Annotated in this window: 32 protein-coding genes; 30 read left to right on the top strand and 2 right to left on the bottom strand. The window is 63.3% G+C overall.

Features of this window, described 5'->3' with window-relative positions:
- Positions 1-1,000 precede the first annotated feature (1,000 nt).
- The 3 genes from ACZM8Y_RS09665 to ACZM8Y_RS09655 are packed head-to-tail and all read left to right on the top strand — an operon-like array spanning position 1,001 to position 2,408.
- Positions 1,001-1,297, top strand: a complete 297-nt coding sequence (locus ACZM8Y_RS09665) for a hypothetical protein (protein WP_487480099.1) — start codon at positions 1,001-1,003, stop codon at positions 1,295-1,297.
- Complete coding sequence (locus ACZM8Y_RS09660) at positions 1,297-1,536, top strand: hypothetical protein (protein WP_487480098.1); 240 nt, start codon at positions 1,297-1,299, stop codon at positions 1,534-1,536. The genes ACZM8Y_RS09665 and ACZM8Y_RS09660 overlap by 1 nt, the downstream gene beginning before the upstream one ends.
- A complete protein-coding gene (locus ACZM8Y_RS09655) occupies positions 1,536-2,408 on the top strand; it encodes a hypothetical protein (protein ID WP_487480097.1) in 873 nt (290 codons plus the stop codon). The genes ACZM8Y_RS09660 and ACZM8Y_RS09655 overlap by 1 nt, the downstream gene beginning before the upstream one ends.
- A 58-nt stretch (positions 2,409-2,466) precedes the next feature.
- On the opposite strand, the gene ACZM8Y_RS09650 is transcribed toward ACZM8Y_RS09655, so the two are convergent.
- Positions 2,467-3,291 (bottom strand): HNH endonuclease, encoded by an 825-nt coding sequence (locus tag ACZM8Y_RS09650; protein ID WP_479859194.1) that lies wholly within the window; start codon positions 3,289-3,291, stop codon positions 2,467-2,469.
- A gap of 157 nt (positions 3,292-3,448) precedes the next feature.
- Between ACZM8Y_RS09650 and ACZM8Y_RS09645 the strand changes: the two genes are divergently transcribed.
- Genes ACZM8Y_RS09645 through ACZM8Y_RS09565 form a run of 17 tightly spaced genes read left to right on the top strand, consistent with a single transcriptional unit; the run spans position 3,449 to position 13,561 of the window.
- Positions 3,449-3,784, top strand: coding sequence for a DUF6148 family protein (locus ACZM8Y_RS09645; RefSeq protein ID WP_487480096.1), 336 nt, complete (start codon positions 3,449-3,451; stop codon positions 3,782-3,784).
- Positions 3,781-5,316 carry a phage portal protein gene (locus ACZM8Y_RS09640; RefSeq protein ID WP_487480095.1) on the top strand — a complete coding sequence of 512 codons (1,536 nt, stop codon included), beginning with the start codon at positions 3,781-3,783 and terminating at the stop codon, positions 5,314-5,316. The genes ACZM8Y_RS09645 and ACZM8Y_RS09640 overlap by 4 nt, the downstream gene beginning before the upstream one ends.
- A 1-nt stretch (position 5,317) precedes the next feature.
- Positions 5,318-6,568, top strand: a complete 1,251-nt coding sequence (locus tag ACZM8Y_RS09635) for a S49 family peptidase (RefSeq protein WP_482333671.1) — start codon at positions 5,318-5,320, stop codon at positions 6,566-6,568.
- Between the two features lie 10 nt (positions 6,569-6,578).
- Entirely contained in the window at positions 6,579-6,959 is a 381-nt protein-coding gene (locus tag ACZM8Y_RS09630; RefSeq protein WP_278657530.1) for a head decoration protein, read from the top strand.
- 10 nt (positions 6,960-6,969) lie between these two features.
- Positions 6,970-7,986 carry a major capsid protein gene (locus ACZM8Y_RS09625; protein WP_482333668.1) on the top strand — a complete coding sequence of 339 codons (1,017 nt, stop codon included), beginning with the start codon at positions 6,970-6,972 and terminating at the stop codon, positions 7,984-7,986.
- Positions 7,983-8,264 carry a hypothetical protein gene (locus tag ACZM8Y_RS09620; RefSeq protein ID WP_302979367.1) on the top strand — a complete coding sequence of 94 codons (282 nt, stop codon included), beginning with the start codon at positions 7,983-7,985 and terminating at the stop codon, positions 8,262-8,264. Before ACZM8Y_RS09625 ends, ACZM8Y_RS09620 begins: the two co-directional genes overlap by 4 nt.
- On the top strand, positions 8,261-8,869 hold the full coding sequence (locus ACZM8Y_RS09615; protein WP_302553144.1) for a glycoside hydrolase family 108 protein: 609 nt from the start codon (positions 8,261-8,263) through the stop codon (positions 8,867-8,869). The genes ACZM8Y_RS09620 and ACZM8Y_RS09615 overlap by 4 nt, the downstream gene beginning before the upstream one ends.
- 9 nt (positions 8,870-8,878) lie before the next feature.
- Complete coding sequence (locus ACZM8Y_RS09610; RefSeq protein WP_475562695.1) at positions 8,879-9,094, top strand: hypothetical protein; 216 nt, start codon at positions 8,879-8,881, stop codon at positions 9,092-9,094.
- On the top strand, positions 9,094-9,393 hold the full coding sequence (locus tag ACZM8Y_RS09605; protein ID WP_482333664.1) for a hypothetical protein: 300 nt from the start codon (positions 9,094-9,096) through the stop codon (positions 9,391-9,393). The genes ACZM8Y_RS09610 and ACZM8Y_RS09605 overlap by 1 nt, the downstream gene beginning before the upstream one ends.
- On the top strand, positions 9,366-9,680 hold the full coding sequence (locus tag ACZM8Y_RS09600; RefSeq protein WP_302553146.1) for a hypothetical protein: 315 nt from the start codon (positions 9,366-9,368) through the stop codon (positions 9,678-9,680). Before ACZM8Y_RS09605 ends, ACZM8Y_RS09600 begins: the two co-directional genes overlap by 28 nt.
- The gene (locus tag ACZM8Y_RS09595; RefSeq protein ID WP_482333661.1) at positions 9,677-10,018 is read left to right on the top strand and encodes a hypothetical protein; all 342 of its coding nucleotides are present in this window, start codon (positions 9,677-9,679) and stop codon (positions 10,016-10,018) included. Before ACZM8Y_RS09600 ends, ACZM8Y_RS09595 begins: the two co-directional genes overlap by 4 nt.
- Positions 10,019-10,020: 2 nt before the next feature.
- Positions 10,021-10,653, top strand: a complete 633-nt coding sequence (locus ACZM8Y_RS09590; RefSeq protein WP_302553148.1) for a hypothetical protein — start codon at positions 10,021-10,023, stop codon at positions 10,651-10,653.
- A complete protein-coding gene (locus ACZM8Y_RS09585) occupies positions 10,650-11,117 on the top strand; it encodes a hypothetical protein (RefSeq protein WP_482333657.1) in 468 nt (155 codons plus the stop codon). The genes ACZM8Y_RS09590 and ACZM8Y_RS09585 overlap by 4 nt, the downstream gene beginning before the upstream one ends.
- Positions 11,118-11,128: 11 nt before the next feature.
- The gene (locus ACZM8Y_RS09580) at positions 11,129-11,401 is read left to right on the top strand and encodes a hypothetical protein (protein WP_288706082.1); all 273 of its coding nucleotides are present in this window, start codon (positions 11,129-11,131) and stop codon (positions 11,399-11,401) included.
- 2 nt (positions 11,402-11,403) lie between these two features.
- Positions 11,404-12,657, top strand: a complete 1,254-nt coding sequence (locus ACZM8Y_RS09575; protein WP_482333655.1) for a phage tail sheath family protein — start codon at positions 11,404-11,406, stop codon at positions 12,655-12,657.
- A gap of 9 nt (positions 12,658-12,666) precedes the next feature.
- Entirely contained in the window at positions 12,667-13,206 is a 540-nt protein-coding gene (locus tag ACZM8Y_RS09570; RefSeq protein ID WP_237910387.1) for a phage major tail tube protein, read from the top strand.
- Between the two features lie 4 nt (positions 13,207-13,210).
- Positions 13,211-13,561 (top strand): phage tail assembly protein, encoded by a 351-nt coding sequence (locus ACZM8Y_RS09565; RefSeq protein WP_482333652.1) that lies wholly within the window; start codon positions 13,211-13,213, stop codon positions 13,559-13,561.
- A gap of 54 nt (positions 13,562-13,615) precedes the next feature.
- On the opposite strand, the gene ACZM8Y_RS09560 is transcribed toward ACZM8Y_RS09565, so the two are convergent.
- Positions 13,616-13,960: a hypothetical protein gene (locus ACZM8Y_RS09560; protein ID WP_482333650.1), complete on the bottom strand. Its 345-nt coding sequence runs from the start codon at positions 13,958-13,960 to the stop codon at positions 13,616-13,618.
- Here ACZM8Y_RS09560 and ACZM8Y_RS09555 point away from each other — a divergent pair.
- The 10 genes from ACZM8Y_RS09555 (at position 13,959) to ACZM8Y_RS09510 (ending at position 25,975) form a co-directional block, all read left to right on the top strand.
- Positions 13,959-16,544, top strand: coding sequence for a phage tail tape measure protein (locus ACZM8Y_RS09555; protein ID WP_482333648.1), 2,586 nt, complete (start codon positions 13,959-13,961; stop codon positions 16,542-16,544). The two genes, ACZM8Y_RS09560 and ACZM8Y_RS09555, sit on opposite strands and share 2 nt — an antisense overlap.
- Positions 16,534-16,740 (top strand): tail protein X, encoded by a 207-nt coding sequence (locus ACZM8Y_RS09550; protein WP_279201955.1) that lies wholly within the window; start codon positions 16,534-16,536, stop codon positions 16,738-16,740. Before ACZM8Y_RS09555 ends, ACZM8Y_RS09550 begins: the two co-directional genes overlap by 11 nt.
- 121 nt (positions 16,741-16,861) lie before the next feature.
- Positions 16,862-17,914, top strand: a complete 1,053-nt coding sequence (locus ACZM8Y_RS09545; protein ID WP_482333646.1) for a phage late control D family protein — start codon at positions 16,862-16,864, stop codon at positions 17,912-17,914.
- A gap of 7 nt (positions 17,915-17,921) precedes the next feature.
- Positions 17,922-18,599 (top strand): phage baseplate assembly protein V, encoded by a 678-nt coding sequence (locus ACZM8Y_RS09540; protein ID WP_487480093.1) that lies wholly within the window; start codon positions 17,922-17,924, stop codon positions 18,597-18,599.
- A 2-nt stretch (positions 18,600-18,601) separates the two neighbouring features.
- Entirely contained in the window at positions 18,602-18,985 is a 384-nt protein-coding gene (locus ACZM8Y_RS09535; protein ID WP_302553159.1) for a phage tail protein, read from the top strand.
- The gene (locus ACZM8Y_RS09530) at positions 18,985-19,308 is read left to right on the top strand and encodes a GPW/gp25 family protein (RefSeq protein ID WP_475563695.1); all 324 of its coding nucleotides are present in this window, start codon (positions 18,985-18,987) and stop codon (positions 19,306-19,308) included. Before ACZM8Y_RS09535 ends, ACZM8Y_RS09530 begins: the two co-directional genes overlap by 1 nt.
- Positions 19,305-20,435: a baseplate assembly protein gene (locus ACZM8Y_RS09525; protein WP_489501716.1), complete on the top strand. Its 1,131-nt coding sequence runs from the start codon at positions 19,305-19,307 to the stop codon at positions 20,433-20,435. The genes ACZM8Y_RS09530 and ACZM8Y_RS09525 overlap by 4 nt, the downstream gene beginning before the upstream one ends.
- Positions 20,436-20,503: 68 nt before the next feature.
- Positions 20,504-22,150, top strand: coding sequence for a phage tail protein (locus tag ACZM8Y_RS09520; RefSeq protein WP_482333393.1), 1,647 nt, complete (start codon positions 20,504-20,506; stop codon positions 22,148-22,150).
- A 10-nt stretch (positions 22,151-22,160) separates the two neighbouring features.
- Complete coding sequence (locus tag ACZM8Y_RS09515) at positions 22,161-22,688, top strand: hypothetical protein (RefSeq protein WP_482333391.1); 528 nt, start codon at positions 22,161-22,163, stop codon at positions 22,686-22,688.
- Positions 22,689-22,816: 128 nt separating this feature from the next.
- Positions 22,817-25,975, top strand: coding sequence for a DUF4815 domain-containing protein (locus ACZM8Y_RS09510; protein WP_489501715.1), 3,159 nt, complete (start codon positions 22,817-22,819; stop codon positions 25,973-25,975).
- The last annotated feature ends 6 nt before the right edge of the window (positions 25,976-25,981 follow it).

Raw genomic sequence — 25,981 nt, 5'->3', positions numbered from 1 at the left:
TGATAATAATTTTGAAAAGATATTTAAAGTTGACCAATTTTTAGAAAAAGTGCATCTTCTTTTAATAAAAAACGATCGTGGATTTTATGAAGATGATATCGTTTTTTTACAATTCATACGAACAATTGAAACAAAATGAAAATAAATATTGCTAATGGGATATTTTTATTTCCTATTATACCTTTTATATTTCCTAATTTCAGTATTGACTCCTCTTTTTTGAGTAATACTATCGTTTTTATATCAATATTCTTTGGTTTTACATCTTCTTCTTTTGCAATGATCATTTTTTCAAACTATGCAAAATCCGCATATGCCAAGAAATCTGATCAACAAAATATGTTTTATAAAATATCTGATATTTATAAAAAAATATTCACTGTTCAAATTAGTATAATAGTCTTTTCATTATGTTATACATCCTTTTTAAACTTCTTTATAACTTATATAAATAATTATATTTTTATATTTGCAGATATTAATTTTTCTGTGATCTGTTCGAATATTTTTGAAAAGCTCCTTCCCTGTAGCTATTTATCTATGATATCGTACAATATACATCTTTTTTATAAACTGATACGTGTATGCGAAAATTTCGCCGTTATTATGATTCGAAATCAATACAACACTCCCCCACCGATGTAACTTACATATTTTTATATAGCTATCGAATTATTAAAGATGGTTGTTTGCCAAAGAGCAACGGAAACCTTGACATTCCCCGCCCCCTCTGGCAAACTTTTTAAAGGTGCTACAAACACCATACCTGCGACGGTGGCCGCGTTCCGTTCATAACGTGGTTTTATTATGCCCAACATCCAGCCGAGTTTCACGATAGCGGTGGATGAAAAGGGTCTATCGGAGAATTCAAGCTCCGGGTGTGGACTAATACAATACCTCGCAAGGGGGAATACGTCCGCTGCTTCGCAGGCAGTTTGTAGCACCCGGAGTTTTTTGCGTTCTGCTGACTCCGAAATACAAAAAAACTGCGAGTTTCATCATGTCGGCTATCGTGAGCCTTTCCCGCCCCGGCCTGTGCGCCGGTCGTCTACCGTTGCAGCTGCTTATTTCCAAGCTCCTCCGTTTTGGGGAGTATGCCGCGGCTGCCTCCCTCCAGTCCCTTCCCCTCGCCTATCAGCGCCGCGTGCGCTGGACCTTGTGCGGCACCTCCCTGACCATTGAAGCCGACGGCAGTCGCGCCGCGTGCGGCGCTTTGAACGAGCACGGCGGGCGTGGACGAGCTTGCCTCGCCACGCTTCTTTCCCGCCGTTGCGAGTGGTCAAAGGAGGTGGCGTAATGCGCAAGGAACTCCCCTTCACTCCCCCTGTCCTCAAGTCTCAAGAAACGCTTCGGCAGATGTGCCTTGATCTCGACGACGCCTATTTTCTCGCCATAATGGTTTCCGAGCATCTGCGCCTGTTGAATGACGCGCGCAAGGATTTCGTCGGCTGCGAAGGGATGATCGTCGCCCTCGACGAACTTGCCGCCAATCTGGACAACGTCCGCTCCACCCTCTGCCCCAAGGGGGTGGAGTGATGGCCCTCCGCTCGATTGACCAACGGTACTGGACGGACCCGTATGTGGAGTCCCTGAACGCGACCGAAAAGCTCGTCTACATCCACCTGTTTTCCAGCGCCCACACCAACCTCGTGGGCGTGTTTCAGGCGTCCCGGCGCATGATCGCCTTCCAGACCGCCTGCTCCGGCCCGGACGTGGACGCCGCGCTGGAGCGCTTCCGGCGGGACGGCAAGGCCGTCATCGACGGCGGCGAGGTGTGGCTCGCCAGCTACATCAAGCACCAGTGCACGTCCTCGCCGAAGATGGTGGTGGCCATGCGCGGCCAGCTCGCCAAGGTGGAGTCGGACACCATCCGCAAGGCCATCGTCACCCGCTACCCGCACATCATGGAAGCCTCCGGCCCGCGCCCGCCAAAGCCCAACGCCTACGGTGTTGATACGGTATCGGTATCCTCGCGATATAAGATAAAAGAAAAAGACAAGATATCAGCGGGCGCTGCGCCTGTGGAAGGCGCGCCCGCGAAGGCCCCGGAGAGCAGCCCCGCCCCGCTGGTCGTCTCCGACGAGGTGGCCCGCATCCTCCAGCGGGATTTCCCGGAAGTGGACTATGGCAAGCAGCTCGCCAGAGCCCGGAACTGGTGCGTGCTGCGCGGGCAGGCCATCCGAAATGTCCTGCTCTTTCTCCGAAAGTGGTTCGCCAACGCCGCCAAGCCCCCAAAAAACGATAGACCCCAAACCAGCGCCCCGAAACCGACGCTCCCGACGCAGCGCCCCTGCGTGTCCGATACGGCTTTCAAGGTGCCCACGGAAGCCGAGCTTGAGGAAAACCGCCTCCGCGGGCTGGCGGTGATGGCCCAATATTGGGGAAAGCAGCAAGCGGCCCTCGCCTGATGCGTTTCTATGCCTAGAAAAAACGGCACGCTGAGGGTGTGTCAGTGTGCCGTAGCGATTACTCTGTGTAAGGCTCTTGAGCTCGTTGTTGAAGCTGTTCAACGTCCTCTTTCCGGGCAAGGACATGCATCTTTCGATGGCAATTCGGACAGAGGGCAACGGTATTGGACAAACTATCCTCTCCCCCTGCGGAGAGCCATATCACGTGGTGTACTTCCAAATACGGTGAATGGTCTTTCCGTGAAAACGGCGCCGGCTGCTGACACAGTTGGCACACGCCGTTGGCTCTACGTTGGGCGAGCTCACAAACATACGGGTTCCGCTGAAAGACAACCGTCTTTGTTCTTTGAGAACCCGGTATCTTGGGGGCCGACTGCACACGTTTGCGCAGTTCCGCAACAGACAACTTTTTCGCCTGCTTCGCTTTATGCTGGGCAAGCTGCTCTAAAATAGCCGCCTTGACCGGTGGTGCTGCATTCAGGAGCTTGAGAGGAAAAATCCAGACCTTACGTTCTCTTCCCTCAACATCTTCTTGAATTTCTTGGTAAGGTTGCGCGCTGAGGTGCACTCTTCCTGTGTAGGTGTAGCGCTTTTCTTGGAATACTTCGAAAAGGTAAACGGCAACACCGTTTTCGTTGGACAGATACAGTGTTTTGTTTTGCATAAACTCTAGGCTTTGGTCCCCTATGGTTCCCATGCCTGTATAATGCAATACGTTTCCAATCCATCTATCGTCATAGAGGGATTTTACATGGTTGGAGACCAATACAAGGGATTCCGTCCTCTTTGAGTATCGCATTCCCCCTTGCGGCGAGCACATGAACTTCGCACACAATTGGTCGTTATCAAGCTCATCACCGGGGGTTAATCCTTCAAGAACCATGTCTCCTCCTTCTTACCGAGACCGGGGTGCCCCGAACGCTCGACAGATTTGTTCTGAACGCATAGAGCCCTTGCCCCATGAACGATTTGGGCAGTAAATCGCGTGAATCCGTTTTATGGCGCCCTCTTTGTGTCCTATATTGGGTACACGTTACCGCTTGAGTCAATCTTTTTTCGCGTTTTATTCCCCACATTCCCCATATTCCCCATATTCGGCACGACACCGCAATTGGAAACGGCTAGATTGCGAGGCTATGAATGCCCGCACCTACCGGGGGTACACCCTCTCCGAAGCGCAGTCCGAGCTGCAAGTCTGGAAGACCGCCAAGCGTTACGCCGCGGTCGGCAAGAGCTATACCGTCGGCACGCGAAGCCTCACCCGCTATGACCTTGGCGAGATCAACCGCGAGATCGCGTTTTTCTCGGACATCGTCGATACGCTGGGCGGGGCCTCGCGTGGCCCGGTCCGTGTGCAGGGGGTGGTCATCCGATGAGGACGATACGCACCCCCCGCAAGTTTGCCCGCTCCGCGCCCACGGGACAGGCCGAGGCGCAGATGGCTTCCCCCTTGGGCACCGCCAGCCCGATGCCCCGCCCTTCGCGGAACGCCGGGTCGTTCCGGGGCGGCATGTCCGGCTACCGCGTGCCCGGCGTCGCCACCACGGAGAACGCCGCGCAGGAGCGTGCGCTCATCCAGAGCCGTTCCGCCGACCTCACGGCGAACGACTGGGCGGCCTCCAGCGCCGTCAACGCCATCACGACCAACGCCGTGGGGCAAGGGTTGCAGCCGCAATCCGATCTCGACTGGGAACGCCTCGGCATCTCCGAACAGGAAGCCTTGGAGCTGCAAGACGCCATCGAACGCGTCTGGGAAGACTGGGTGCCGACGGCTGATGTGCGCGGCATGATGCACTTCGGCGATCTGCAATACCTCGGCCTCCGGTCCATGCTCCGGCAGGGCGAGCTGCTGCATGTCCCGGTCATGGCCTGCGACCCGTTGCGCCCGCTCTCCCTCGCCATCCAGGCCGTCCACCCGACGCGGCTCATGACGCCCTCTGACAAACGCTTTTCCCCCTCCATCCGGGACGGGATTGAGTACGATGCGGCAGGCTCCCCCTCGGCCTACTGGCTCGCCACCCCGTCCCCGGCTTCTCTGGGGAGCTTCGTCTCCCCTTCCAGCCTGACCTCGCGGGACTTCACCCGCATCCCCGCGAGGCTTGGGCACCGGCCCGGCGTGTTCCATCTGTTCCGCCACCTTGAGGAGGAACAGGAACGCGGCGTGCCGGTGCTCTCCCCGGGCATGAACCTGTTCCGGCACCTCTCCGACTCCCTCGACAACGAGCTGCTCTCGCAGGTCATCACCTCGAGCCTCACCATGTTCATCGAGCTGGACGAAGGCAACAACATCCTCCCCGACTACGTCCACGCCCGCAGGAAAAGCGCCTCCGAGCCGCCCCGCTACTACCAGAGCGTCGAGTCCGGCACCATCATGTACGGCAACCCCAACGAAAGGCCGCACATGCTCGAGACCTCGAGCCCGTCCCCGAACTTCGAGCAGTTCTGCCGCTTCGTCCTGCGCAGCATGGCCGCCTCCGTGGACATGCCCTACGAGGTCATCGCCAAGGACTTCTCCCAGACCAACTACTCTTCCGCCCGCGCCGCCATGCTCGAGGCGTGGAAGGTCTTCACGCTCTACCGCCAGTGGCTCGTGTCGCACTACTGCCAGCCCATTTTCCAGATGGTCATCGAGGAAGCGTGGCTGCGCGGCAAGCTGCAATTCCCGGCCAAGGCCCCGGACTTTTACGACGCCCCGCGCCTTTATTCCTCCGCGCTGTGGATCGGCCCCGCCCGCGGCTATGTCGACCCCGTCAAAGAAGTCAACGCCGTGTGCAAGGAAATCGACTACGGCCTCAAGACCCGCCGGGAAGCCCTCGCCGAACGCGGGCGCGATCTGGACAGCGTCGTGAAGCAGCGCAGGCGCGAAAGCTCGCTGTTCGCGGACCCCACCACGGAAAAGGTGCAGTGACATGCCTGAACTTCATCCCCTTTTTGCCGAGCTGATGGCTGAACGCCTCTGGGCCATCACGCCCGACGCCCTGTCGTCCCTCGACGCCATGCTTGCCTCCTCCAACGGCAAGGACACCGCACCCGCGCCCCGGGCCGCCGCCATCGCCTCTCATGGCGGCGGCCCCCTCCTCTACGCCGTGCGGGAAGGCGTGGCCGTCATCGACATTTCCGGCACCATCCACCGTTACGGCGATCCCGAATGGGACGCCGTCGGCCACGACACCATCAAGGCCGCCGTCTCGCTGGCCATGCAGGACAGATCCGCCTCCGCGCTGCTGCTCCGCTTCAACTCGCCGGGCGGCGTGGCCTCCGGCGTCCCGGAGCTGGCGGCGTGGCTGGCCGCGCAAACCGCGAAACCCGTGTACGCTTACGCCGACGGCCTGTGCGCCTCCGCCGCCTACTACCTCGCGGCGGCCACCGGGCGCGTCTATGCCCCGGCCACGGCCACCATCGGCAGCATCGGCGTCATCTGTCGGCATATGGACTGGTCCGGCTTCCTCGAGAAATGCGGCGTCCGCGTCACCCACCTTACCGGCGGCGCATGGAAGGCCGCGGGCAACGACGCCGAGCCGCTGACCGATGAGGTCAAAGCCTACCTGCAGCAACCCATCAACGAACTGCACGCGATGTTCCGGGCCGACGTCGCCGCGCACATGCCGGTCGATGCGGCCGCCCCGGAGACATGGGGCGACGGGCAGGTCTTTCTGGCATCCCGCGCCCACGAGCTGGGCCTCGTCACGGGCATCGTGCCCGGCATGGACGCGCTCATCGCGCTCATCAACACCACCAAGGAGAAACCTATGGATCGCATAGAACTCGCGTCCAGCCATCCCGAACTGCTGGCGCAGATCGAAGCGGACGTCAAGAAACAGGGGGCCGCCGAAGCGAACGCCGCAATGGAAACGCAACAGCAGCAGGCTGTGCAGGCCGCCCTCGACAACCGCATGGCCCTGTTCGCGGCGGTTGCCGGGGCCGAAGCCGCCCAGCGCGTGGAAACGCTGGCCGCCGCAGGCATCACTTCCGGGCAGCTTCAGGCGCTCGGGGCGTTGCTCCCGTCCCCCGCACCCGCTTCCGGTCAGGTTGCCGGAACCCCGGCGCAACAGGCCATCCTCGCCCACCTGACCGCCCAGACGCCCGGCCCCCTCAACACCAACGCCGGGCTCAAGAGCGACGGCATGGCCTCAACCATCGACCGCATCGCGTCCCTGTAAGGAGCCGACCATGCAGGAAATCGCATCGTACAAGCGCCGGGTCTTCCTGAAGGACCATCCCGTGGTCACGCAGCGCATCGTGCTTTCGAGCGCCGGAACCGCCCAGACCCTGCTCGCCGGAACCGTCATCGCCGCAAAGACCGTCACGGCCACCTCCGCCACGACCGTGGGGGCCTATGCCAAGCCCGGGGACGGCGAAACCGCCGCCCTGCTCGGCGTGCTGGCCGAAGACGTCGCCATCCCCGCCGAGGGCGACGCCTACGCGCTCGTCTATGTCCACGCCGCCGTCATCGCCTCCGAGCTTATCTGGGACGACGGCGTTTCCGCCGCCGATCAGCAGGCGGCCCTCACCGAACTTCGCAAGGTCGGCGTCTTCGCCGGAGATGCATAAGGAGAAACCAATGGCCGACATCGACTACTTCGATTCCCGCGTCCTCACCGGCGTCATCAACAAGCGTCCGGTCAAATACGATATTTTCGGCAACATGTTCCGCCGTCAGTCCCCCAAGGCCACCGAACTGTTCGAGCTGCACGTCGTTTCCCGCGGCGTCTCCATGCTCCCCTCCATCACCAACGCCGCCGGGGGCACCATGCGCAGCGGGCGCGAGGGTGCCGCGTTCGCGGTCAAGGCCCCGCGCTTCCGTCCGAAACGCCTGTTCAAGGCCGCCGACCTGCTCAAGCACGCCGGAGGCCAGGCGCCCTACGACCTCAACGTGAACCCCGTGGAACGCGCCATTGCCGAGGATATGGACGATCACCGCGCCGACATTGACACTATGGTCGAGATCATGTGCGCGCAGGCCATCGTCCACGGCAAGATCGACCTCTTCGACGCCGTGGAAGGCAAGGTGGTCAAGACGTTCACCGTCGACTTCCGGCGTCCGCAGGCCCACACCGTCGTACTCGAAGGCGCGGCCCAATGGACCGGCGAGAACTCCGACCTGCAGGACTCCCTCCAGACCTACGACGAAATGATTCAGGAGGAGGCCAACCTCGGCGCGACCGACCTCTACCTTGGTCGCAAGGCATGGGCCGCCTTCAGGAAGCACCCCGACGTCCGCGACGACCTTGACCGCAACAACATCAACATCGGCCAGCTCTCCCCGAGCATCCAGAGCAAGTTCAAGGGCATCTGGAACGGCCTGCGCATCTGGCTGGTGACCGGCACCTACAAGGACATCGAAGGCAAGGTCCAATACTACCTCGCGCCCGAATATGCCCTGTTGGCCGCATCCGACGCCGAGAACGTCATGGAGTTCGGCCAGCCGATGGACGTGGACTGCACCGGCCCCGTGGAAATCTTCTCCAAGCAGTTCAAGCAGGACGACCCCTCCGGCATCTTCACCATCGCCGAGTCCCGCCCCCTGCCGTGGCCCAAACAGCCCGGCGCGACCGTGCTCATCAAGGCGGTGGCGTGATGGGCGAGACGGCCAAGGACGTGCGCCTGCACGTCACCCTTGATAACGGCGAGCATCTCTTCCTTCCCGGTGAAGCGGTCACGCTGGACGCGGACAAGGCCGACGCGCTCATCCGCGAGGGCTACGCCACGCCGCTGCATGTCACGGCCCCCGTGCCCGCGCAGGCCCAAAAGAGAGGGCAGAGAAAAGGGATAGTTCCCGACGAAAACGCGGCCCCCTGCGGGGACGCCGACACTCCAGAGGCGACTCCCGAAAGCGCCGGGGAGGGCACTCAATGAGCGCCGACTTCAACATCGCCTACAACCCTGTCCGCACGTTCGAGGGCGACTGGTGCAACGTCCCCGGCGACAAGGGCGGGGAAACGTATGCGGGCATCGCCCGGGCGTTCTTCCCGGACTGGCCGGGCTGGCATTTCATCGACGCGGCCAAGGCGCACCCCTCTTTCCAGCAGGGCAGCCTCGCCTTCTCGCGCCACCTGACCACCCTTCCCAATCTGGAGGACCTCGTCACGGCGTTCTACCGGGTCCAGTGGTGGGACAAGATGGGCCTTGCCCGCTGGCCGCAACTGGTGGCCAACGAACTGTTCGAACAGGCCGTCAATCTGGGCCGGGGCGGCTCCGGCAAGCTCCTCCAGCGCGTGTGCAACGCCATGAACTATGTCCGGCGCAACGGCAAGGAACAGCGGCTCTTTGACGACCTCGACGAAGACGGGGCCGTGGGGCCGAAGACCGTCAAGGCCCTCGCGCTGGTGCTTGAATACCGCGCCGAAAGGGACGTGGTCCACGCGCTGAACGCCGCACAGGGCAAGAAATACCTCGACATCGCCGCGAGCAGCTTCTCGCAGCGCAAATTCCTCGCGGGCTGGATGACCCGCGCCGTGTAGGAGGCCATTATGGATTTTTCGGCATTGCTGGATACCCAATCCGGCGTCTTCGCGCAGGGGCTGGCCGCCCTGTCCGGCGTATGCGCGTTTATCTGCGTGTTCCTGCCCGCTCCCACGGAACGGTCCGGCGTGCTCTACCGCCTCGTGTACGGCCTGCTCAACTGGATCGGCTGCAACAAGGGCAAGGCCAAGAACGCCGATGACACGGCCAATGGCGGCAAGTGATGTCTGGGCCGCGCTTGTCCGCATCCTTCAACTGTTCCTTGAAGGTTTTCGGGACTACCGCCGCCAAGCTCGCACTCGCGCTGTACGCTCTGGCCCTGCTGACCAGTGGCTGCAACGCCGTGGCGGGACGGACAAGCGCCCTGCCCCCGGCTCCGGCGACGCCGGGAGCCCTCGTGACTGACGGATGGGCATACAGGGAGGCCGGACAATGGAAGACCGTACCCGGGGAATGGGTTCACCTCCCGGCTCAGGAGGCCGGGGAGCTGCAACTGTGGATCGAACAGGCAGAGAGTATCTGATCATGAAGTATATCCAGTCGGTTGTCATACCGCTGCTTGTCGCCATCCTTGTCGGCATCGGCTCCTCCGCCGTCACCAGCGCGATCTACATCGGACGGATGGATGAGCGCCTGTCGAGCCTCGAAAACACGCAGGCCCGGCACGAGGGCATGTTCACGACCCTGCGCGACCGCACGGACGACCACGAGCGCCGTCTGGCCAAAACCGAAGCGACGATGGACGCCGTGTCGCTGGACCTGCGTGAAATCAAGGCGGACGTAAAGTCGCTTGTCAGGGGGACTCCATGAGCCGGAATTTCTTTGAAGAAGCCCTCGCCTTCGACGTGCGGCATGCCTTCCTGAACCCCGCCGAGTTCGGCGTCCCCATGAACGTGGACGGCCTCGACACCGTCGGCATCTGGGATGACGCCGTGGCCCCCGCAGAAGGGCGCTATGAAAGCAACGTGGAAACGTGGGGCGTGCACCAGCTACGCCGCGCGCTGCATGTGCCGTCCACCGGGGAAGGGGCTGTCCCACTCCCCCGTCCCCGGCAAGACATGCGGATCGACGGCACCCTCTGGACCGTCGACGATGCCGTGGATCAACACGGGCTGATCCGGGTGAACCTTTATCGGAATGGAACCTGAGCATGATCGAGATCGGCATCAGTGACGAGGATTTTTCGCGGGCGTTGCGCCAGCTCAAGGGCGTGCCCTACGGCATCCAGAAGGCCATGTATCCGGCTGTTGCCGAGACGATGCAGCATGTACGGGATGTCCTTGTTGAGTATCTCATTGGAGAGATTCCACTTCCCCAAAAGGCTCTTAAGAGAGCGGTTCTTCTTGGAAAACCGATAAGCCGAGGCGGGACGGTCTCTGGGAGCATTACAGTGCGCAGCAAAGCGCAGCCGCTCATTCACTACGATGTCGAAGAGAAGGCTGTAACGGCACGCCCGGGGAAACGCCCACAGGAATGGCCGGATTTCACCTTTGCCTTGCGCAAGGGAGAACGACGCGACGGAAGAAGTCGCATTGAAGGCGCGAGCCTTCCGTTCATCGCAATAATGCAGGGCGGGCATATGGGCGTGAAGTACTGGAAGGTATCCAACTCAAAGAGAACCTATCAAAAAGAAATTATTCGAGAGTCATATGGGCCAACAATTCAATATCACGTGGCATCGTACCGAGTCTGGGAACTGTGCATGAGAGAAATTGATGATTGCTTGCCTGTCGTGCTGGCCAGTCACGTTCAACGGACGCTGGCTCTGGAGGCCGCGAAATGAACCCACACATCCTACCCGCCCTGAAAACCTATCTGACGGACGGCCTTGCCGATCTGCACCTGCTCGGCCAGACCGCCGAAGGCGACACTATACAGCCCGTACAAGTCTTTATCGGAGACCTGCCTCCGCCCGAAAATGGCTGGAAAACCTTTCCCGGCATCATCCTCGTACCCGTGAACGGTTATCATGAAGAGGGAGGAGAAACCGCCGTCATCGCGCTCATCTGCTGCGTCTACAACCCGGAACCGGGAGACGCCGAGGGCGCGGAACAAGACTTGGCAATCCTTATGTCCGGCATCACCCGCGTACTCGGAGCCTGCCGGGAAACGCCGCTGAAACGGCGCTTCCAGCTCGTGCCCGATCACCGGGGACGGCTGCTGGCATGGGAAAAGGCCGAAACGAAACCAAGGCCCTTCCTTCAGGCTGTCATGCTGTCGCAATGGACTATGAAGGGCTGGGAATAAAAGGAAAAACTATGGATACGGAAAAGAAGGCGAAAGCGACTCCTCCACTCCCTGAAACGCTCATCTACCTCGGGCCGACATTCCGCCAGCCTGTACTGCTCATGTACGGCAGTGTGTTCCAGGGAGGCATTCCCAGCCACCTTGGAAAGCTGTTTGCCGATCCTGACGTGAAAGCCTGTTTCCTCCCGCTGGACAAGGCGGGTGAGGCCCTGCGCGGCATGCGGGAAAAGAAAGGCTTCTTCACGACCCACGAACGCGTGAAGCGCAACCACATTAAGGGGTAACCATGTACAATCACGGCGTCTACTGGGAAGAGACCGCCACCGGCATCGTCGCGCCGGTGCGCGTGGACGTCTCCCTCCCGGTCATCATCGGCACGGCCCCGGTCCACAACCTGCCCGAAGGCACGGAACGGCCCGTCAACAAACCGCTGCTCATCTTCTCAATGGCGGAATTCACGGCCCAGCTCGGCGCGCCCGGCGAGGACGAAACCGGCTTCACGCTGCACGAGGCCGCCAGCGTCTACCTGTCGCGCTACGGGGTGGCCCCCATCGTCTGCATCAACGTCTTTGACCCGGCGAAGCACACCGCGCCCGCACAGGGCGAAACCCCGGCCAAGTCCGACGTCTCCAAGGTCACGAAGGCCGACGTCATCGGCGGCATCGACGCTTCCACCGGAAGCCGCACCGGGCTGGAACTGGTGGAGGAAGTCTTTCCCCGCTTCGGGTTGGTCCCCGGCCAGCTTCTGGCCCCCGGCTTCTCCGACGACCCGGCGGTGGCCGTGGTCATCGGCGCGAAGGCCGCGAACATCAACGGCCACTTCAAGGCGACCGGCCTTGTCGATGTCCCGTCCAGCGTGGCCAAATATACCGACGTCCCGGCATGGGTGAAGGACAACAACCTCACCGACCCGGCCCTGCAGATCTTCTTCGGCTCGCCGGTCTTCGGCAACGCCGTCGAGCACGGCTCCGTGCATCTGGCCGCCACGGTCGCCAGCCGCGACGCCGACAACGAGGGCGTGCCCTACTGGTCGCCGTCCAACCGCCGGATGCTCTGCAACGGCCTGACCCACGCGGGCAGGGAACTGGCCCTCACCCCCTCCGAGGCCGCCTACCTCAACGGGCAGGGCATCGTCACCGGGCTCAACTTTACCGGCCAGATGACCGTCTGGGGCAACCGCACCGCCGCCTACCCCGCCGTTACCGACGTGAAGGACACCTTCATCCCGGTACGCCGCATGTTCAACTACATCGGCAACACGCTGGTACTGACCGCGTGGCAGTTCACCGACTCGCCCCTGCGCCGCCGGTTCATCGAGCAGATCTGCGACTCGTTCAACCTCTGGCTCAACGGCCTCGCGGCCCGGGAATACATCCTCGGCGGCAAGGTGGCCTTCCTCGCCGGGGAAAACCCGAGCACCGACCTCATCGACGGCATCGCCCGGTTCCACGTCTTCATCGCGCCCCCGCCCCCGGCCCGGGAAATCCGCTTCACGCTAGAATACGACCCGTCGTATCTGACCAACCTTTTCGCCGAGTAAGGAGACGCCATGAACCTTCCCTCCGCAAACGTCATCCCCGACAAGCTCATCAACGCCAAAGTCTATATGGAAGGCAGCTCCGCCCTGCTCGGCGTGGCCGACATCGAGCTGCCGAGCCTCGAATACGTCACCGAGTCCATGAGCGGGCTCGGCATCGCCGGGGAACTGGACACGCCCGTCATCGGGCACTTCAAGGCCATCAGCCTGAAATTGAAATGGAATACGGTGAACGAGAACGCTGTCACCCTGCTCGCGCCGAAAACGCACCAGCTCGACGTCCGGGCCAGCGTGCAGAAGTTCGACGCCGGGAACGGCGAGTTCGGCACCGACGCCGTGAAGCTGGTAGCCCGCACCGTCCCCAAAAAATTCGGCGTCGGCAAGGCCGAACCGGGCAAGAAAATGGATTCGGAAACCGAGCTCGAGGTCAACTACCTCAAGCTTTCGCAGGGCGGCAAGGAACTGGTGGAGATCGACAAGCTGAACTTCATCTGCACCATCGCCGGAACCGATTACCTCGCCCAAGTCCGTGGCGACCTCGGCATGGAGTAACCCAATGGAAAAGACCGCGAAAATCGCGCTCCGGTATCCGGCGCAGCTTTCCGACCGCACCCTGTCCTCCATCACCATGCGCCGCCCCACCGTGGGCGACATGCTGGACTACCCCATAAAAAACGGCGGGCTCGACGAAGAGGCCACGCTCGTCGCCGCCCTCACCGGGCTGCGCCCTGAAGATCTGCGCGAACTGGATATGGAGGATTATGAGCGGCTACAGGACCAGCTCCTCACGTTTCGGGGCCAGAAAAGACCCGGACGGGACACTGGAGAAAGGGCTGCGGATGCTGGTGGTGAGCCTGTCCCGGCTGACCCGGTGGCCCCTGCGGGATGTGCTGGCACTGACGCCTGACGAAGCCGAGGCTTGGCTGGACACGGCCTGCGAGCTGGAAAAACGGCTCTCCGCCTAGCGTGCCCCTTTCATCAGATGGAGGACGACCAGCAGCACAAAGGCCGTGACCAGCCCGGCGTCCAGCGCCGCCGCCCATGTCGGGGCGTCGAAGAACCACTTCCGGGCGCAGGTCACGGCGGCGGCCACGGGAATCACCCAAGGGAAGGGCCGCACGGCCTTTCCCGCGTACACAAGGGCCATGAAGCAGAGCCCGGCAAAAACGCTGTGCCCCGCCGCCTCCGGCCAGCTTGTGGCATCGAGGAACCATTTATCGATACAGGCGGCTATGGCCGCAACGGGAACGAACAGCGGCCACCAGCTTGCATACTGTTTGGGCATCAACTCTTGGTAGGTTTTCATGGGCACTTCTTTTGGCGTGACGTTTGCTGTGGGGGCCGCGGTAGGGGCCTCCGTCGCTTCCGCCTTTACCACGGTTTCCTCCCGCGTCAAAGGGCTCAAGTCTGATCTTAAAGGCCTACAGACCGTTTCCCAGAAATCAGGGGCACTGGTTAAAGCCAGCGCGGAACTTGAAGCGGCTCGTGCCCGTCTCAATGCTGGACCACTCCTCCCCGAGACCAGAACCAAGCTGATCGGGCAAGTGCAAGCCTCCGAGCGGGCTTTCAAAAGCGCGGAACGGGCGGCAAAAAAATACGGCGTCACCGTCGAGAACATGGCGAAGGCACAATCCGAAACGGCAGCGGCCATCGGGCGCACCGAAGCCGCTCTCGGGCGCCAGCAGAAAATGCTGGCCAACCAAGCCAAACGGCAAGAGTACCACGGGCAGATCATGGGGACGGTGGCTACGGCCGCCGCGGTGGTCGCCCCGGTCAAGCTTGCCATCGACTACGAAAGCAACTGGGCCGACCTCAAAAAGGTGGCCAATTTTGCCAAGGATGACGACGAAAAACGGATTAAGCAGGACATCTTCTCCGTTTCGGAACGGACGGGGCTCGGCCCGAACGAAGTCACCAAGATAGCCGCTGCCGCTGCCGAGGCTGGTGTGGCCAACGATGCAGACGGTAATCTTGATCCCGAAAAAATAAAGAGATTCCTCAACGACGCCGCCGAAATGTCCGTAGCTTACGGCATCACCGCCGAGGAAGCCGGGGAGCGCCTTGCTACCTACCAGTCGCGCATGGAGCTCACGGCGGAGCAGACCCGCGGCATGGGCGATGCCATGAACTATGTGGCCTCAAAAATGAACGCCACAGCTGCGGACACATCCTCAGTCGTAGCCCGGATGGGCGCGGTGGGAAAAATGGCGGGGTTTTCCGAAAAGTCCATCGTAGGCTTGGCCGCCGCGTTGGTTTCAACCTCGGAAAACAAGGAAACCGCCGGGACGGCCATGAAGAACTTCCTGCTGACCTTGAGCCAAGGCAACGCCATGACCAAGGCTCAGAAAGAGACCATGAAGCAGTTGGGGTTTCGCAATGTCGGAGCCATAGCGGAAGGCATGAAAAAAGGCGGCAAGGAAGCGGAAAACACCCTGCTCACGGTACTCGGAGCCATCAAGAAAATGCCAGAAGCGGAACAGGCTGGCATCGCCAAGGAACTGTTCGGCACGGAATCGCTCGCCTCATTGGCCCCGCTCATCAACAATCCCAACAAACTGCGTGAGATTTTCGCGCTGGCCAACTCCGAAGAAGCCAAAGGCTCCCAGCTCGCCGAGTTCAAAACCCGCTCGGAGACGACGCAGGGCGCTCTGGATCGGCTGGCGGCCTCCGGACAAATCCTCGCCATCACCATCGGCAGTGTGCTCCTGCCGCCCCTTGCCTCAGCCGCCGAGTATGTCACCTCCGTCATCAAGCCTGTCCGGGCCTTAGCGGAAGCGTTTCCCGGCGTCACGCAGGGGGTCATGCTCGTCGGCATCGCACTGGTTGGACTCAAGGTATCCGCGCTGGCGGGCGGCTACGCGGCGACCGTCCTCTCGGACGGCTGGCAGATCGCCAAGGGCATCTTCGCTGCACTGCGCCCATCCGTCATCGCGACAACCGTGGCGCAAAAGGCCCACGCGGCAGTCGCTCTGGCCAGCGCCGCCAAAATCAAAATCATCACCGCCGCACAGTGGCTCTGGAACGCGGCACTCACAGCCAATCCCATCGGGCTGATCATCGTGGGCATCGCTGCGCTCGGAGCGGGGCTCGTCTGGGCCTACAACAAATTCGAAGGATTCCGGGCCGTCGTGGACACCGTCTGGTCCGGTTTGAAAACCGTGTGCCCCATCCTTGAACTGGTTGAAGCCGCGTTTACCGGCACACTGACGTTCATCTCTGACCTCTGGAACGGCATGTCGCTGTACGACGCCGGAGCCAAGCTCATCGACACACTGGTGGAGGGCGTCAAGGCGATGGCCATGAAGCCCGTTGAGACGGTCAAGGGCATCTACAAGGATATCAAGGGCGCATTCGGATTTGGAGACGATGAAGAGCCGCAATCCGCCAAGGCAGCTGTGGAAGGGGCCAAGGCGGCCTATCCCGGCAAGGACACCGCCTCCAAACAAGAGACCGGGTTCTGGGAAAGCGTGGGAGATTTCTTCACGTTCGGCTCCAATCCCGAACAGGCCGCGCTCCAGCCCGCAGCCGCGGGGACCCCCTTCATCGGGCCGACGAAACCCGCCCTCTCTGAAGCTATGGCCAAACCGGCACAGGCCAAGCTCCCCGGGCAGGCCCGGACAGCCCCGGCCTCTTCCCGGGTTCCGGAATACGCCGCGTCTGGGGAGGCACGGCGGACGGCTCCCGCCGGGAACACGGCGTCCCCATCCGCCCAGCAACCAGTCAATCTGTATTTTTCCATGCCCGTCACCCTCAACGGCATCCCTGCTGCGGACATGGGCGACGCGCTGCTGCGCAGCATCGACAGCCGCGCTTCCGCCATTGAGGAACGGATTGCCCGCATGCTCGGCAACATCGTCGGAGATCAGAGGAGGTTGGCTTATGGCAACTGAATACATAACGCAACAAGGTGACTGCTGGGATGCCATCGCTCTCCGGCTGTGGGGCGATGAACACCTCATGGACAGGCTCATCGCCGCCAACATCGAACATATGGATATGCTTGAGTTCCCCGCCGGGGTCCGGCTGAACGTGCCCGACGGCGTCAAAAAACCGGAAATCAACATGGAGCTTCCGCCGTGGATGTAACCAACCTTAAAGCCGACGGCAGTCGCGAGCAGCGGCGAGCGGATAGCGCAGAAACGGCACGGACGCGACTTGCTCGCGGCCGTATGCTTCGCCGTTTCGCAGCGGAGGAGGTCCTTCCGCCGTGGATGTAACCAACGGGAAACAAGAGCAGGAGCACGCCCGGCGCGTGAGGCTCGCCGTCACTATCGGCGGCCACGACGCCACGGACGCGCTCGCCCCCTCGCTCCTGTCCGCAACCTACACCGACAACGCCGCGGGCAAGGCCGATGAGGTACGCCTCGATCTGCATGACCGCGACGGCAAGTGGCTCGGGGAGTGGGCTCCCAAGAAAGGGACCGAGGTGTCCATGCGTATCCTGTGCACGGACTGGTTCGGCTCCGGACAGGACGCCTCCCTGAACTGCGGCTCGTTCAAGGTCGACGAGGTGGAATACTCCGGCCCGCCGACCAAGGTCAGCATCAAGGCCGTGTCCGCCGCGCTCACGGACGGACTGCGGGAAACGAAAAAAACGCAGGCATGGGAAGGCTATTCCCTACAGGCCGTGGCCGGAGAAATCGCCCAGCGCAACGGGCTTGAACTGCTCTACAATGCCGATGCCTTTCCGTTCAACCGGCAGGACCAGCGCGAGGAATCCGACCTGCCCTTCCTACAGCGGCTGGCCTCCTCCCGGGGGGTGAACGTCAAGGTCCATGACGGCAAGCTCGTCTGTGAGGCCGCAAAACGCGGTGACGCACGAGCCGCCACCGTCGCCATCTCCAGAACCGGAGGGCAGTTTTCGCCGTCACGATGGTCGTTCAAGGAAAAATCGGAAGGGACGGCCTACAGCGGCTGCGACGTCCAGTACATGGACCCGGAATCAGGGGAAATGCACTCCTATTCCTTCGGTGAGCCCGGCGCTGACGGGCAACGGGAAAAAATAACGCTCATCAACCAGAAGATCGAGTCGAAGGCCGAAGCGGAAACCTTCGCCCAAAGCGCCCTGCGGAACAAAAACGAAGCCGAAAACACCGGCTCGCTCGACATCATGGGGCACCCCGGCGTGGTGGCCGGGTGCACGCTGACGCTGGACGGTTTCGGGAAATTCGACGGCAAGTATTTCGTCACCACGGCAACCCACAGAATCGAAGGCAAATATACGACCGGCGTGGAGCTACGCCGAACGCTGGACTATTGAGGGCAACATGAGCGGATTCGACTACGCGCAACAGGAACGACGGATAGCGGCGCTGGAAGCCAACCGGGGAGCAAGCCTGCGCTTCGGCATCGTAACCGGCGTGGACCCGGCATCGGGAGCAGCCCGCGTCCAGCTCCCGGACGGGGACGGCATGGTGACCATGCCCCTGCGCGTCCTTGAGCGTCGCACGCTGAAGGACAAGGCGCAGACCCTGCCCGACATCGGGGAACCCGTGGCCTGCCTGTTTTCCGGGCAGGGTCTGGAACAAGGCGTCATCCTCGGCGCGCATTACACGACGAAAACACCTTCCCCCAACCAAGAAGCGCAGGTCGACTACGTCCGCTACGAGGACGGCACAGAACTCTGGTACGACCGCGTACAACATAAGCTCATCGCCAACGTCCGAGGGAGCGTTTCGCTCAAGGCCGAAAAAGACATATCCGTCGAAAGCCTTACCCGCATCAGCCTGAAGGCTCCAAGCATTGAGCTGGCTGGCAACCTCATCCAAACCGGCTACAGCGGTGGCGCTGCCAGCAGTGAGCTGCAGGGTTCCTTCACCGTACGCAATGGCGGCATCACCGTCCCCGACAATGACATCGTCGCGGGAAGCGTATCAGTTCGCAGTCACGTTCACGACAACGTCAGGAGCGGCTCCGATACCTCCGGTTCGCCGGTCGGGGGCTGATCATGAAGGTAGGCACCCTCGGCAACGTCGTCTTTGAAGTGTCCGACACGCGGGTGTTCACCCCGTCGCAAGTCACCCGGGAACGCAAGGCCCGCATCGAGGAGCATCAGGTGCAGGGCGCGCTCCCCTGCGTCGAATTCATCGCCCCGGAGCTGGGGACCTTCTCCATTTCCATGACCCTCAGCGCCGCCCTCGGCGTCAATCCCATGCAGGAAGCCGACAGCCTCGGGGCCATGTGCAAGCGCGGCGAGGTCAACCGGCTCATCCTCGGGGGGCTCAACTGGGGCAAGGTCATCATCGAAAGCGTGACGCAGGACTGGCGCAACAGCGGCCCCGGCGGCGTCCACACCATCGGCCTGACGCTGGCCCTGAAGGAGTACCACTGATGCCCGTCGTCGACATGCGCGAGGCGGCCCCGCTCGTCATCGGGGCCACGGGGCTGGACGCCATCGTCCAGAACATCCGGATGATCCTGACCACGTTCGCCTACTCCGTCCCGCTGGACCGGCGTTTCGCCTCGCACGGCGGCGCTATCGACGCCCCGGCCCCGGTGATGGCCGCGCTCCGGATTGCGGAACTGACGGACGCCATCGAAGAAAAGGAACCCCGCACCGAGGTGGTGAGCATCCGGCTTTTGCGGGCTGAAACCCTCGACGGGCAACTCCGGCCCGTCGTGACCTTCAAGCTCAGGGAAGGGGTGGCATTGTGAGCCTGCTTGACGACTTCACCGCCGTGGATTTTTCGGAACTGACGCCCTCCGGCATCGAGGAGATGGTCATTACCGCCTACGAGGAAGCCTCGGGCCAGACCGTCTATCCCGGCGACCCGGTGCGGCTGTTCCTCCAGTCCAACGCCTACATCATCAGCCTGCTGGCGGCCTTCATCAACGAAACAGGGAACCAGCAGTATCTGGCCCACGCCCGAGGGCCGCATCAGGACCTCATCGGCGCGCTGGTGGATACGGCCCGGCTGCCCGCCAGCCCGTCCCGCACTGTGCTGCGGTTCAGCACGGCGGAACCGCTGGGCTGGTCCGTGCTTATCCCGCAGGGCACCCGGGCCAACGCCGGGGACGGCGACACGGGGCTGACCTTCGCCACGGACGAGACGGCAACCATCCCCGCCGGGGAACGCTCCGTGGACGTAGCGGCAACCTGCCTGCGGGCCGGAGTGCACGCCAACGGGCTGGTCCCCGGCCAGATCAACAGGCTGGTCGACCCGCTCGCCTATGTGGACGCCGTCCGCAACACCGAAACCACCCGGCTCGGGGCCGACGTCGAGGACGACGCCAGCTACCGCGCCCGCATCCGGCTCGCCCCGGAACGCTTTTCCGTGGCCGGGCCTTCCGGGGCCTACCGCTACCACGCCCTGTCCGCCCATCAGGGCATCGCCGACGTGGCCGTATACGCGCCCGTACCCGGAACCGTGGACGTGCGCCCGGTCATGGGCGGCGGCGAACTGCCCCCAGAAAGCGTGCTGGAACTGGTGCGGGAACGCCTGAGCGCCGACGGCGTGCGCCCGCTTACCGACACGGTCATCGTGGCCGCGCCTGAGCCCGTCGAGTACGCCGTCTCCGGCGGCTGGTGGCTGCACCGGGACAACGGCCCGCTGGCCGCCAGCGTGACGCAAAACATTAAAGCGGCACTTGAAGAATACCGGGTGTGGCAGCGCAGCGCCCCGGGCCGGGACATCAACCCCACCCGGCTCATCAGCCTGCTCGAACGCGCCGGGGCCAAGCGCGTGGAACTGGCCAGCCCGCACTACCAAAAGCTGGAACAGCGCCAGATCGCCCGCGAAACATCGCTCGACCTGCAATTTATGGGGATTGAAGATGACTAAGCGCACCCTTTCTTTCTGGGTAGACACCGTAAAGCCGACGGCAGTCGCGAGCCGTGACGGGCGGCCCCATGATTAGGCTCGGAGATCCGCAGGTCCGGGGCCTGCTCACGCCCGCCCTCGCGGACGACCCCGCGTTCGGCGCGGCAGGCTCGGCCTTGGAAACGCTCCTGCGCCGCGTCGTCCGCAGCGTCCCCAGCCTGCTCCTGTGGCACCGGCTGGCGCTCACCGCGGGGCGTCCCGTCCCCGGCATGCTCGCCCCCATCGGGCGGGTGGCCGAGGCGTCCGGCGGGCTGACGCCCCTGAACACGGCGGAACTGGAACGTCTCGCGTGGCAACTGCACGTCGACTTCCGCGAAACGGCCCGGACGGACGCGGAACTGGCGGGCCTCATCCTCGACGCCATCGCATGGCACAGCATCAAGGGCACGCCCGCAAGCCTCTACGCGGCGCTGCGCCGGTTCGGCTATGCCGCCGCCATCGAAGAAAACGGCCCCGGGGCCTACTGGGCAACGTACCAGCTTGGCCTGCCGCAGATTGCGGACATGGACGACGTGCACCGCATCGTCACCATCTGCACCGAGATGGCCCCGGCGCGCTGCCGCCTGTGGCGCATGTACACCGACGCCTACGACCGGCGGCCCATCGTGCTCTCGGAAGGCCCGGCCCTTGGCGACGGCTGGCTGTCCTTCTATTCCGGCGTCCCCGTCGAAGGCCCGGATGGCGACATCGTCGTCTCGTTCGGGACAAAGAGGAGTTTTCAGGCGGAAGCCTATCTGCCGTCGCTCCATGCGGCCTCGTTCGGGACGGAGTGCGTGTCCGGCCACACCGCGCCGTACCTCGACCGCTTCATCGTCGGGCGCTCGAGGCTCTCCGAGCCCCTGCCCCGCAACCATCCGTTCGTCATGGGCGCGCTGTTCAGCATCCTGTGGGCCGACCGCCAGACTCTGGGCCGCTCGTGGCGCGGGGAATGGGACGCCCGGAGCTGGCTCGACTATACCGGCTTCGACCGCAAGCTCCCGCGCTGGCGCATGGGCCGCCGCAGCCTTTCCCGCGCGCAGCTCGTGCCCACGGAATCCATGCTGGCGGACACCAACTCGCGGCTCGGGGCGACGTTTGCGGTGGTCATCGGCAACCCGCCCCGGCTCGGTTCCTTCACCCTGTCCGGGCATGAGTGCGGACGCGAGGAACGGCGGCTGCACGAAATGGCTATCGTGACCCAAGGCACGGAAACGCCCCGGCTCGACCCGCCCGCCCCGCAAGCGGCGGGCACGGCATGGCTGGCCTCGGCCGGAGGCATCCCGGACCCAGAACGGGTGCAACAAGTCTCCCAATGCGATCTGGCCATGAAACTGGCCGAAAACACATGGACACCCCCGGAGACGGCCTTGCCGTCCTCGCTGGCCCTGCCCGCTGAAGCCCTTGACCCGGCCCCGCCGTTCGCCGCCGGGACCGGCCTGCTCTCCGTTTCCGGCAGCCCCCTGCCCGAAGTGGAGCCGGAACATGGTATCCTGAGCGCGCAGGCCCTAAGCATGAAGCCCAACACATGGGCAGCGCCCGAAAGCGCCGGGCTGTCCGCCCTCGGCACAGGCACGCCAGCCCTTGCCCCCGCCCCGCCCGCATCCGGCCTGCTCACGCTGTTCGCGCCGCAGTGGGCTGGGGCATGGACCCAAACGGGGCAGGACTGGAAAACCCCCTCGCACATCACCATCCAATAAGGAGAACAACATGGCACTCGCAACACTGACCAAAACCGGACGCGCCGCCATCGCGCTGGCGATTTCGTCCCGCCCCCTGCATCTGGCGTGGGGCTCCGGTGATCCCGCATGGGACGCCGACGGCGCAACCCTGCCCTCCCTCGTGGACAGCACCGCGCTGCTCAACGAACTGGGCCGCCGGACCCCCTCGCACATCGGCTTCGTGGAGCCCGACGAGGCGGGCGGCATCGTCATCCCCGTGTCCACCGGCTCCGAAGGCGCGGTGCAGGAGGCCCGCTACCGGCTCGTGACGGAGCCGACCCCGTACCTCTACGTCCAGACGGCCTACGCCTACAGCGACGCCTCCAACGCGATCATCAGGGAAATGGGGCTGTTCATGGACACCGAGTTCGTTGACGGGCTGCCCGAGGGCCAGCGCTACTTCACGCCCGCCGACCTCAAACAGCCCGGCCTGCTGCTGGCGGCACAGATCATCCTGCCGCGCATCAACCGCAGCCCCTCCGTCCGCCAGACCGTCGAGTTCGTCCTGCCGATCTAGGGCCATCCGCCCCTCCCCGCAACGTCCCCCCTTTACGCCAATCAGCCAGCCGCACCACGCGCCGCTTTCCGAGCCCCTCCGGGGACACGACTCTCGGCACTGTGCCCGGCAACTTTCAGGAGGCTTTCATGCCCAACATGCCCGACAGTTATTACGACAACTTCAACGCATCGAAAAATTATGAGAAAATCCTCTACCGCGACGGCTACACGCTGCAAGGCGCGGAGCTGAACGAGGCGCAGTCCGCCGCCATGCACCGCCTGCAGGGTGTGGCCGACGCGCTGTTCAAGGACGGCGACATCATCCGCGACGCCGGGATCATCGTGAACAAGGAGACCGGCGAAGTCCGGGCCCAGTCCGGGGCCGTCTACCTCCGGGGCGCGGTGCGCGGCGTGCCCGAGGCCACCTTCACCATCCCCGTGGCCGGCACGGTGGCCGTGGGCATCCGGCTCACGCAGCGCGTGGTGTCTGAGCTTGACTACCCCACCCTGTACAACCCCGCCATCGGCTCACGCGGCGAGGGCGAGCCGGGCGCTTGGCGGCTTCAGGCCAACGCCGCGTGGGGCTTTGACGGCGACAACGGCGACGGGGAATTCTACGTCGTCTATACCGTGGACGACGGCGAGCTGCGGGCCAAGGAAGCCCCGCCCACGCTGGACACGTTCACCCAGAGCATCGCCAAATACGACCGCGATTCCACGGCGGGCGGCTCGTACATCGTGGACGGCCTGACCGTGCTCATGGCCGGGGACGACGCCGACGGGCATCAGGTCTATACGGTTTCGGAAGGCCGCGCCCGCGTCAACGGCTACGGCGTGGACATGCCCACCTCCCGCCGCCTGACCTATGCCGCCGTGCCCGACCTGCGCCGCATCGACACGGAAGTGCACACCGCCGACGCCACGTCCACACAGTCCGGCGGACAACGCATCACGGTGGCCCACCCCCCGCTGCACGACGTCGAGGCCGTGCGCATCACCATGCGCAAGACCGTCAGCGTGGTCCACGGCAGCTACTCCGGGGCCGCCGACGCCCTGCCGGACACCGCCGTCGTCTCCATCGTCGAGTGCCGTCAGGGTGATACCGTCTACACGGCGGGGACGGACTATAAAAAGAACGGCGACACCGTGGACTGGTCCCCCACGGGCAACGAGCCCGCCACCGGCTCGACCTATTCCTGCACCTACGAGTGCGTGGTCAGCGCCGAACCCAAGGGGCTGGACGCCGACGGCTTCCGCATCGAAGGCGCGGTTAACGGTTCCTCCATCCTCATCACCTACCGGCAGGCCCTGCCGCGCCTCGACCGGCTGGCGATCAATCAGGAAGGGCTGTTCGTCTGGCTGCAGGGCGTGGCCTCCGAAAACACCCCGCGCAGCCCCAGCGTGCCCGCGTCGCTCCTGCCCATCGCCACCGTTGGCCAGACATGGCGCAGCACCCGCACCGTGCTCTCCGACGGCGTGCGCGTAGTCCCCTTCTCGGAAATCGAAACCATCAACCGCCGCATCGACGCGGTGCAGCAGGAAGTCGCCCGGCAACGCCTTGAGGCCGACGTGTTCACCCGCGAATCCGGGGCACGGGCGGGCATCTTCGTTGATCCGCTGCTGAACGACGACATGCGCGATCAGGGACTTTCCCAGACCGCCGCCGTGGTGGGCGGCGTCCTGACCCTGCCCATCGAAGCCACGGCAACGGCCCTGCCCAATGACGTGGCCGCGCCCACGGCCAACCCTTGGACGCCGTCGCCCCTGCTGGCCCAGCCCCTGCGTACCGGTTCCATGAAGGTCAACCCCTACATGGCCTTTGACCCGCTTCCCGGGAGTGCGAGCCTGAACCCCGCCTTGGACCGCTGGACCGAAAGCCAGACCCAATGGGCCAGCGCCGTGACCGAACGGTTCAACAACGGGCATTACGTGCCGGGCGTCTCGTGGGTCGTGGGGGAAGACACCGCGACCCGTACCGAACAGTTGGGTTCCACGACCAATGCGCTGGAGTACCTGCGCCAGATCGACGTAGCCTATCACATTGAAGGGTTCGGCGCGGGCGAACAGCTTGCCTCGGCCACCTTCGACGGCATCACGCTGGCCGTTTCCGGCACCGCCGACGGCAACGGCACGCTGGACGGCTCGTTCCATATCCCGGCCAAAGTCCCCTCCGGGGCCAAGGCCGTGACCTTCACGGGCAAGGGCGGCTCGCGGGCCTCGGCGGTCTTCGTCGGGCAGGGACAGCTCACGGTCAACACCCTGCGGCAGGTGAACACCATCACCACCATCTGGGTGGACCCGCTGGCACAGACCTTTGTGCTGGACAAGGCCACGCAGCTTGCCGGGGTCGACCTGTGGTTCACGGCGAAGGGCGGCGACGCCCGCCTGCAGATCCGCGACGTGGCCAACGGCGTACCCACCCGCACAGTGCTCACCGAAGCCCATATCCCGGCCTCTTCCATCGTCGTCTCCGGCGGCGGCCACACCCGCGTGCTCCTGCCCTCGCCGCTCTCGCTGGCGGCGGGCACCGAATACGCCTTCGTGGTGCTCTGCGACGACGCGGAGACGGCCCTTTCCGTCGCCGAACTCGGCAAGTTCGACGCCACCGCGCAGCAGTGGGTCGTCAGCCAGCCCTATCAGGTCGGCGTGCTGCTTTCCTCCAGCAACGCCAGCACATGGACGGCCCATCAGGACCGCGACCTGACCTTCCGGCTGCTGGAGGCGTCCTTCAGCGGCGCGTCGAGCCAGCAGGAACTCGGCTCGGTATCCGTCTCCGGGGCCACCGACCTGCTGCTCCTCTCCCTCTCCGAAACCCCGAACGCCGACACCCGCGTCAAGTACGACATGGCCCTGCCCGGCGGGGAAACCCTGACCGTGGCCGACGGGCAGCCCCTGCGCCTCGCCACGCCCACGACCGGGCCGATCAGCGTCAAGGCCCGCCTTGCGGGGACGCCGACGGCCAGCCCCGTGCTGTGGCCCGGCACGCAGCTCATCAGCGGGGCCGTGGGCCTGACCGCCGACTATGCGACACGCTCCATCCCCGCCCGCGACGCGACCAAGGCCGTGCTCGTCTACGACGCCGTCATCCCCTCCGGGGCGACCGTCACCCCGCAGATCCGCAAGGACTCCGGCGAATGGGAGTCGCTCACCGCCGACGGCACCACCAATCAGGGCGACGGGCTTGTGGAGTACCGCTTCAAGGCGGCGCTCTCCAACGTCAGCGAGACCAAGGTCAGGCTGACCCTGACCGGCACGGCCACAGCCCGTCCCCGCGTCAGCAACATCCGGCTCATGGCCGTGATCTAGGAGCCG

This window comes from Bilophila sp. (assembly GCF_057864385.1).
Note: the sequence above shows the minus strand (reverse complement) of the source record. Positions and strands in the feature narration are given on the sequence as shown.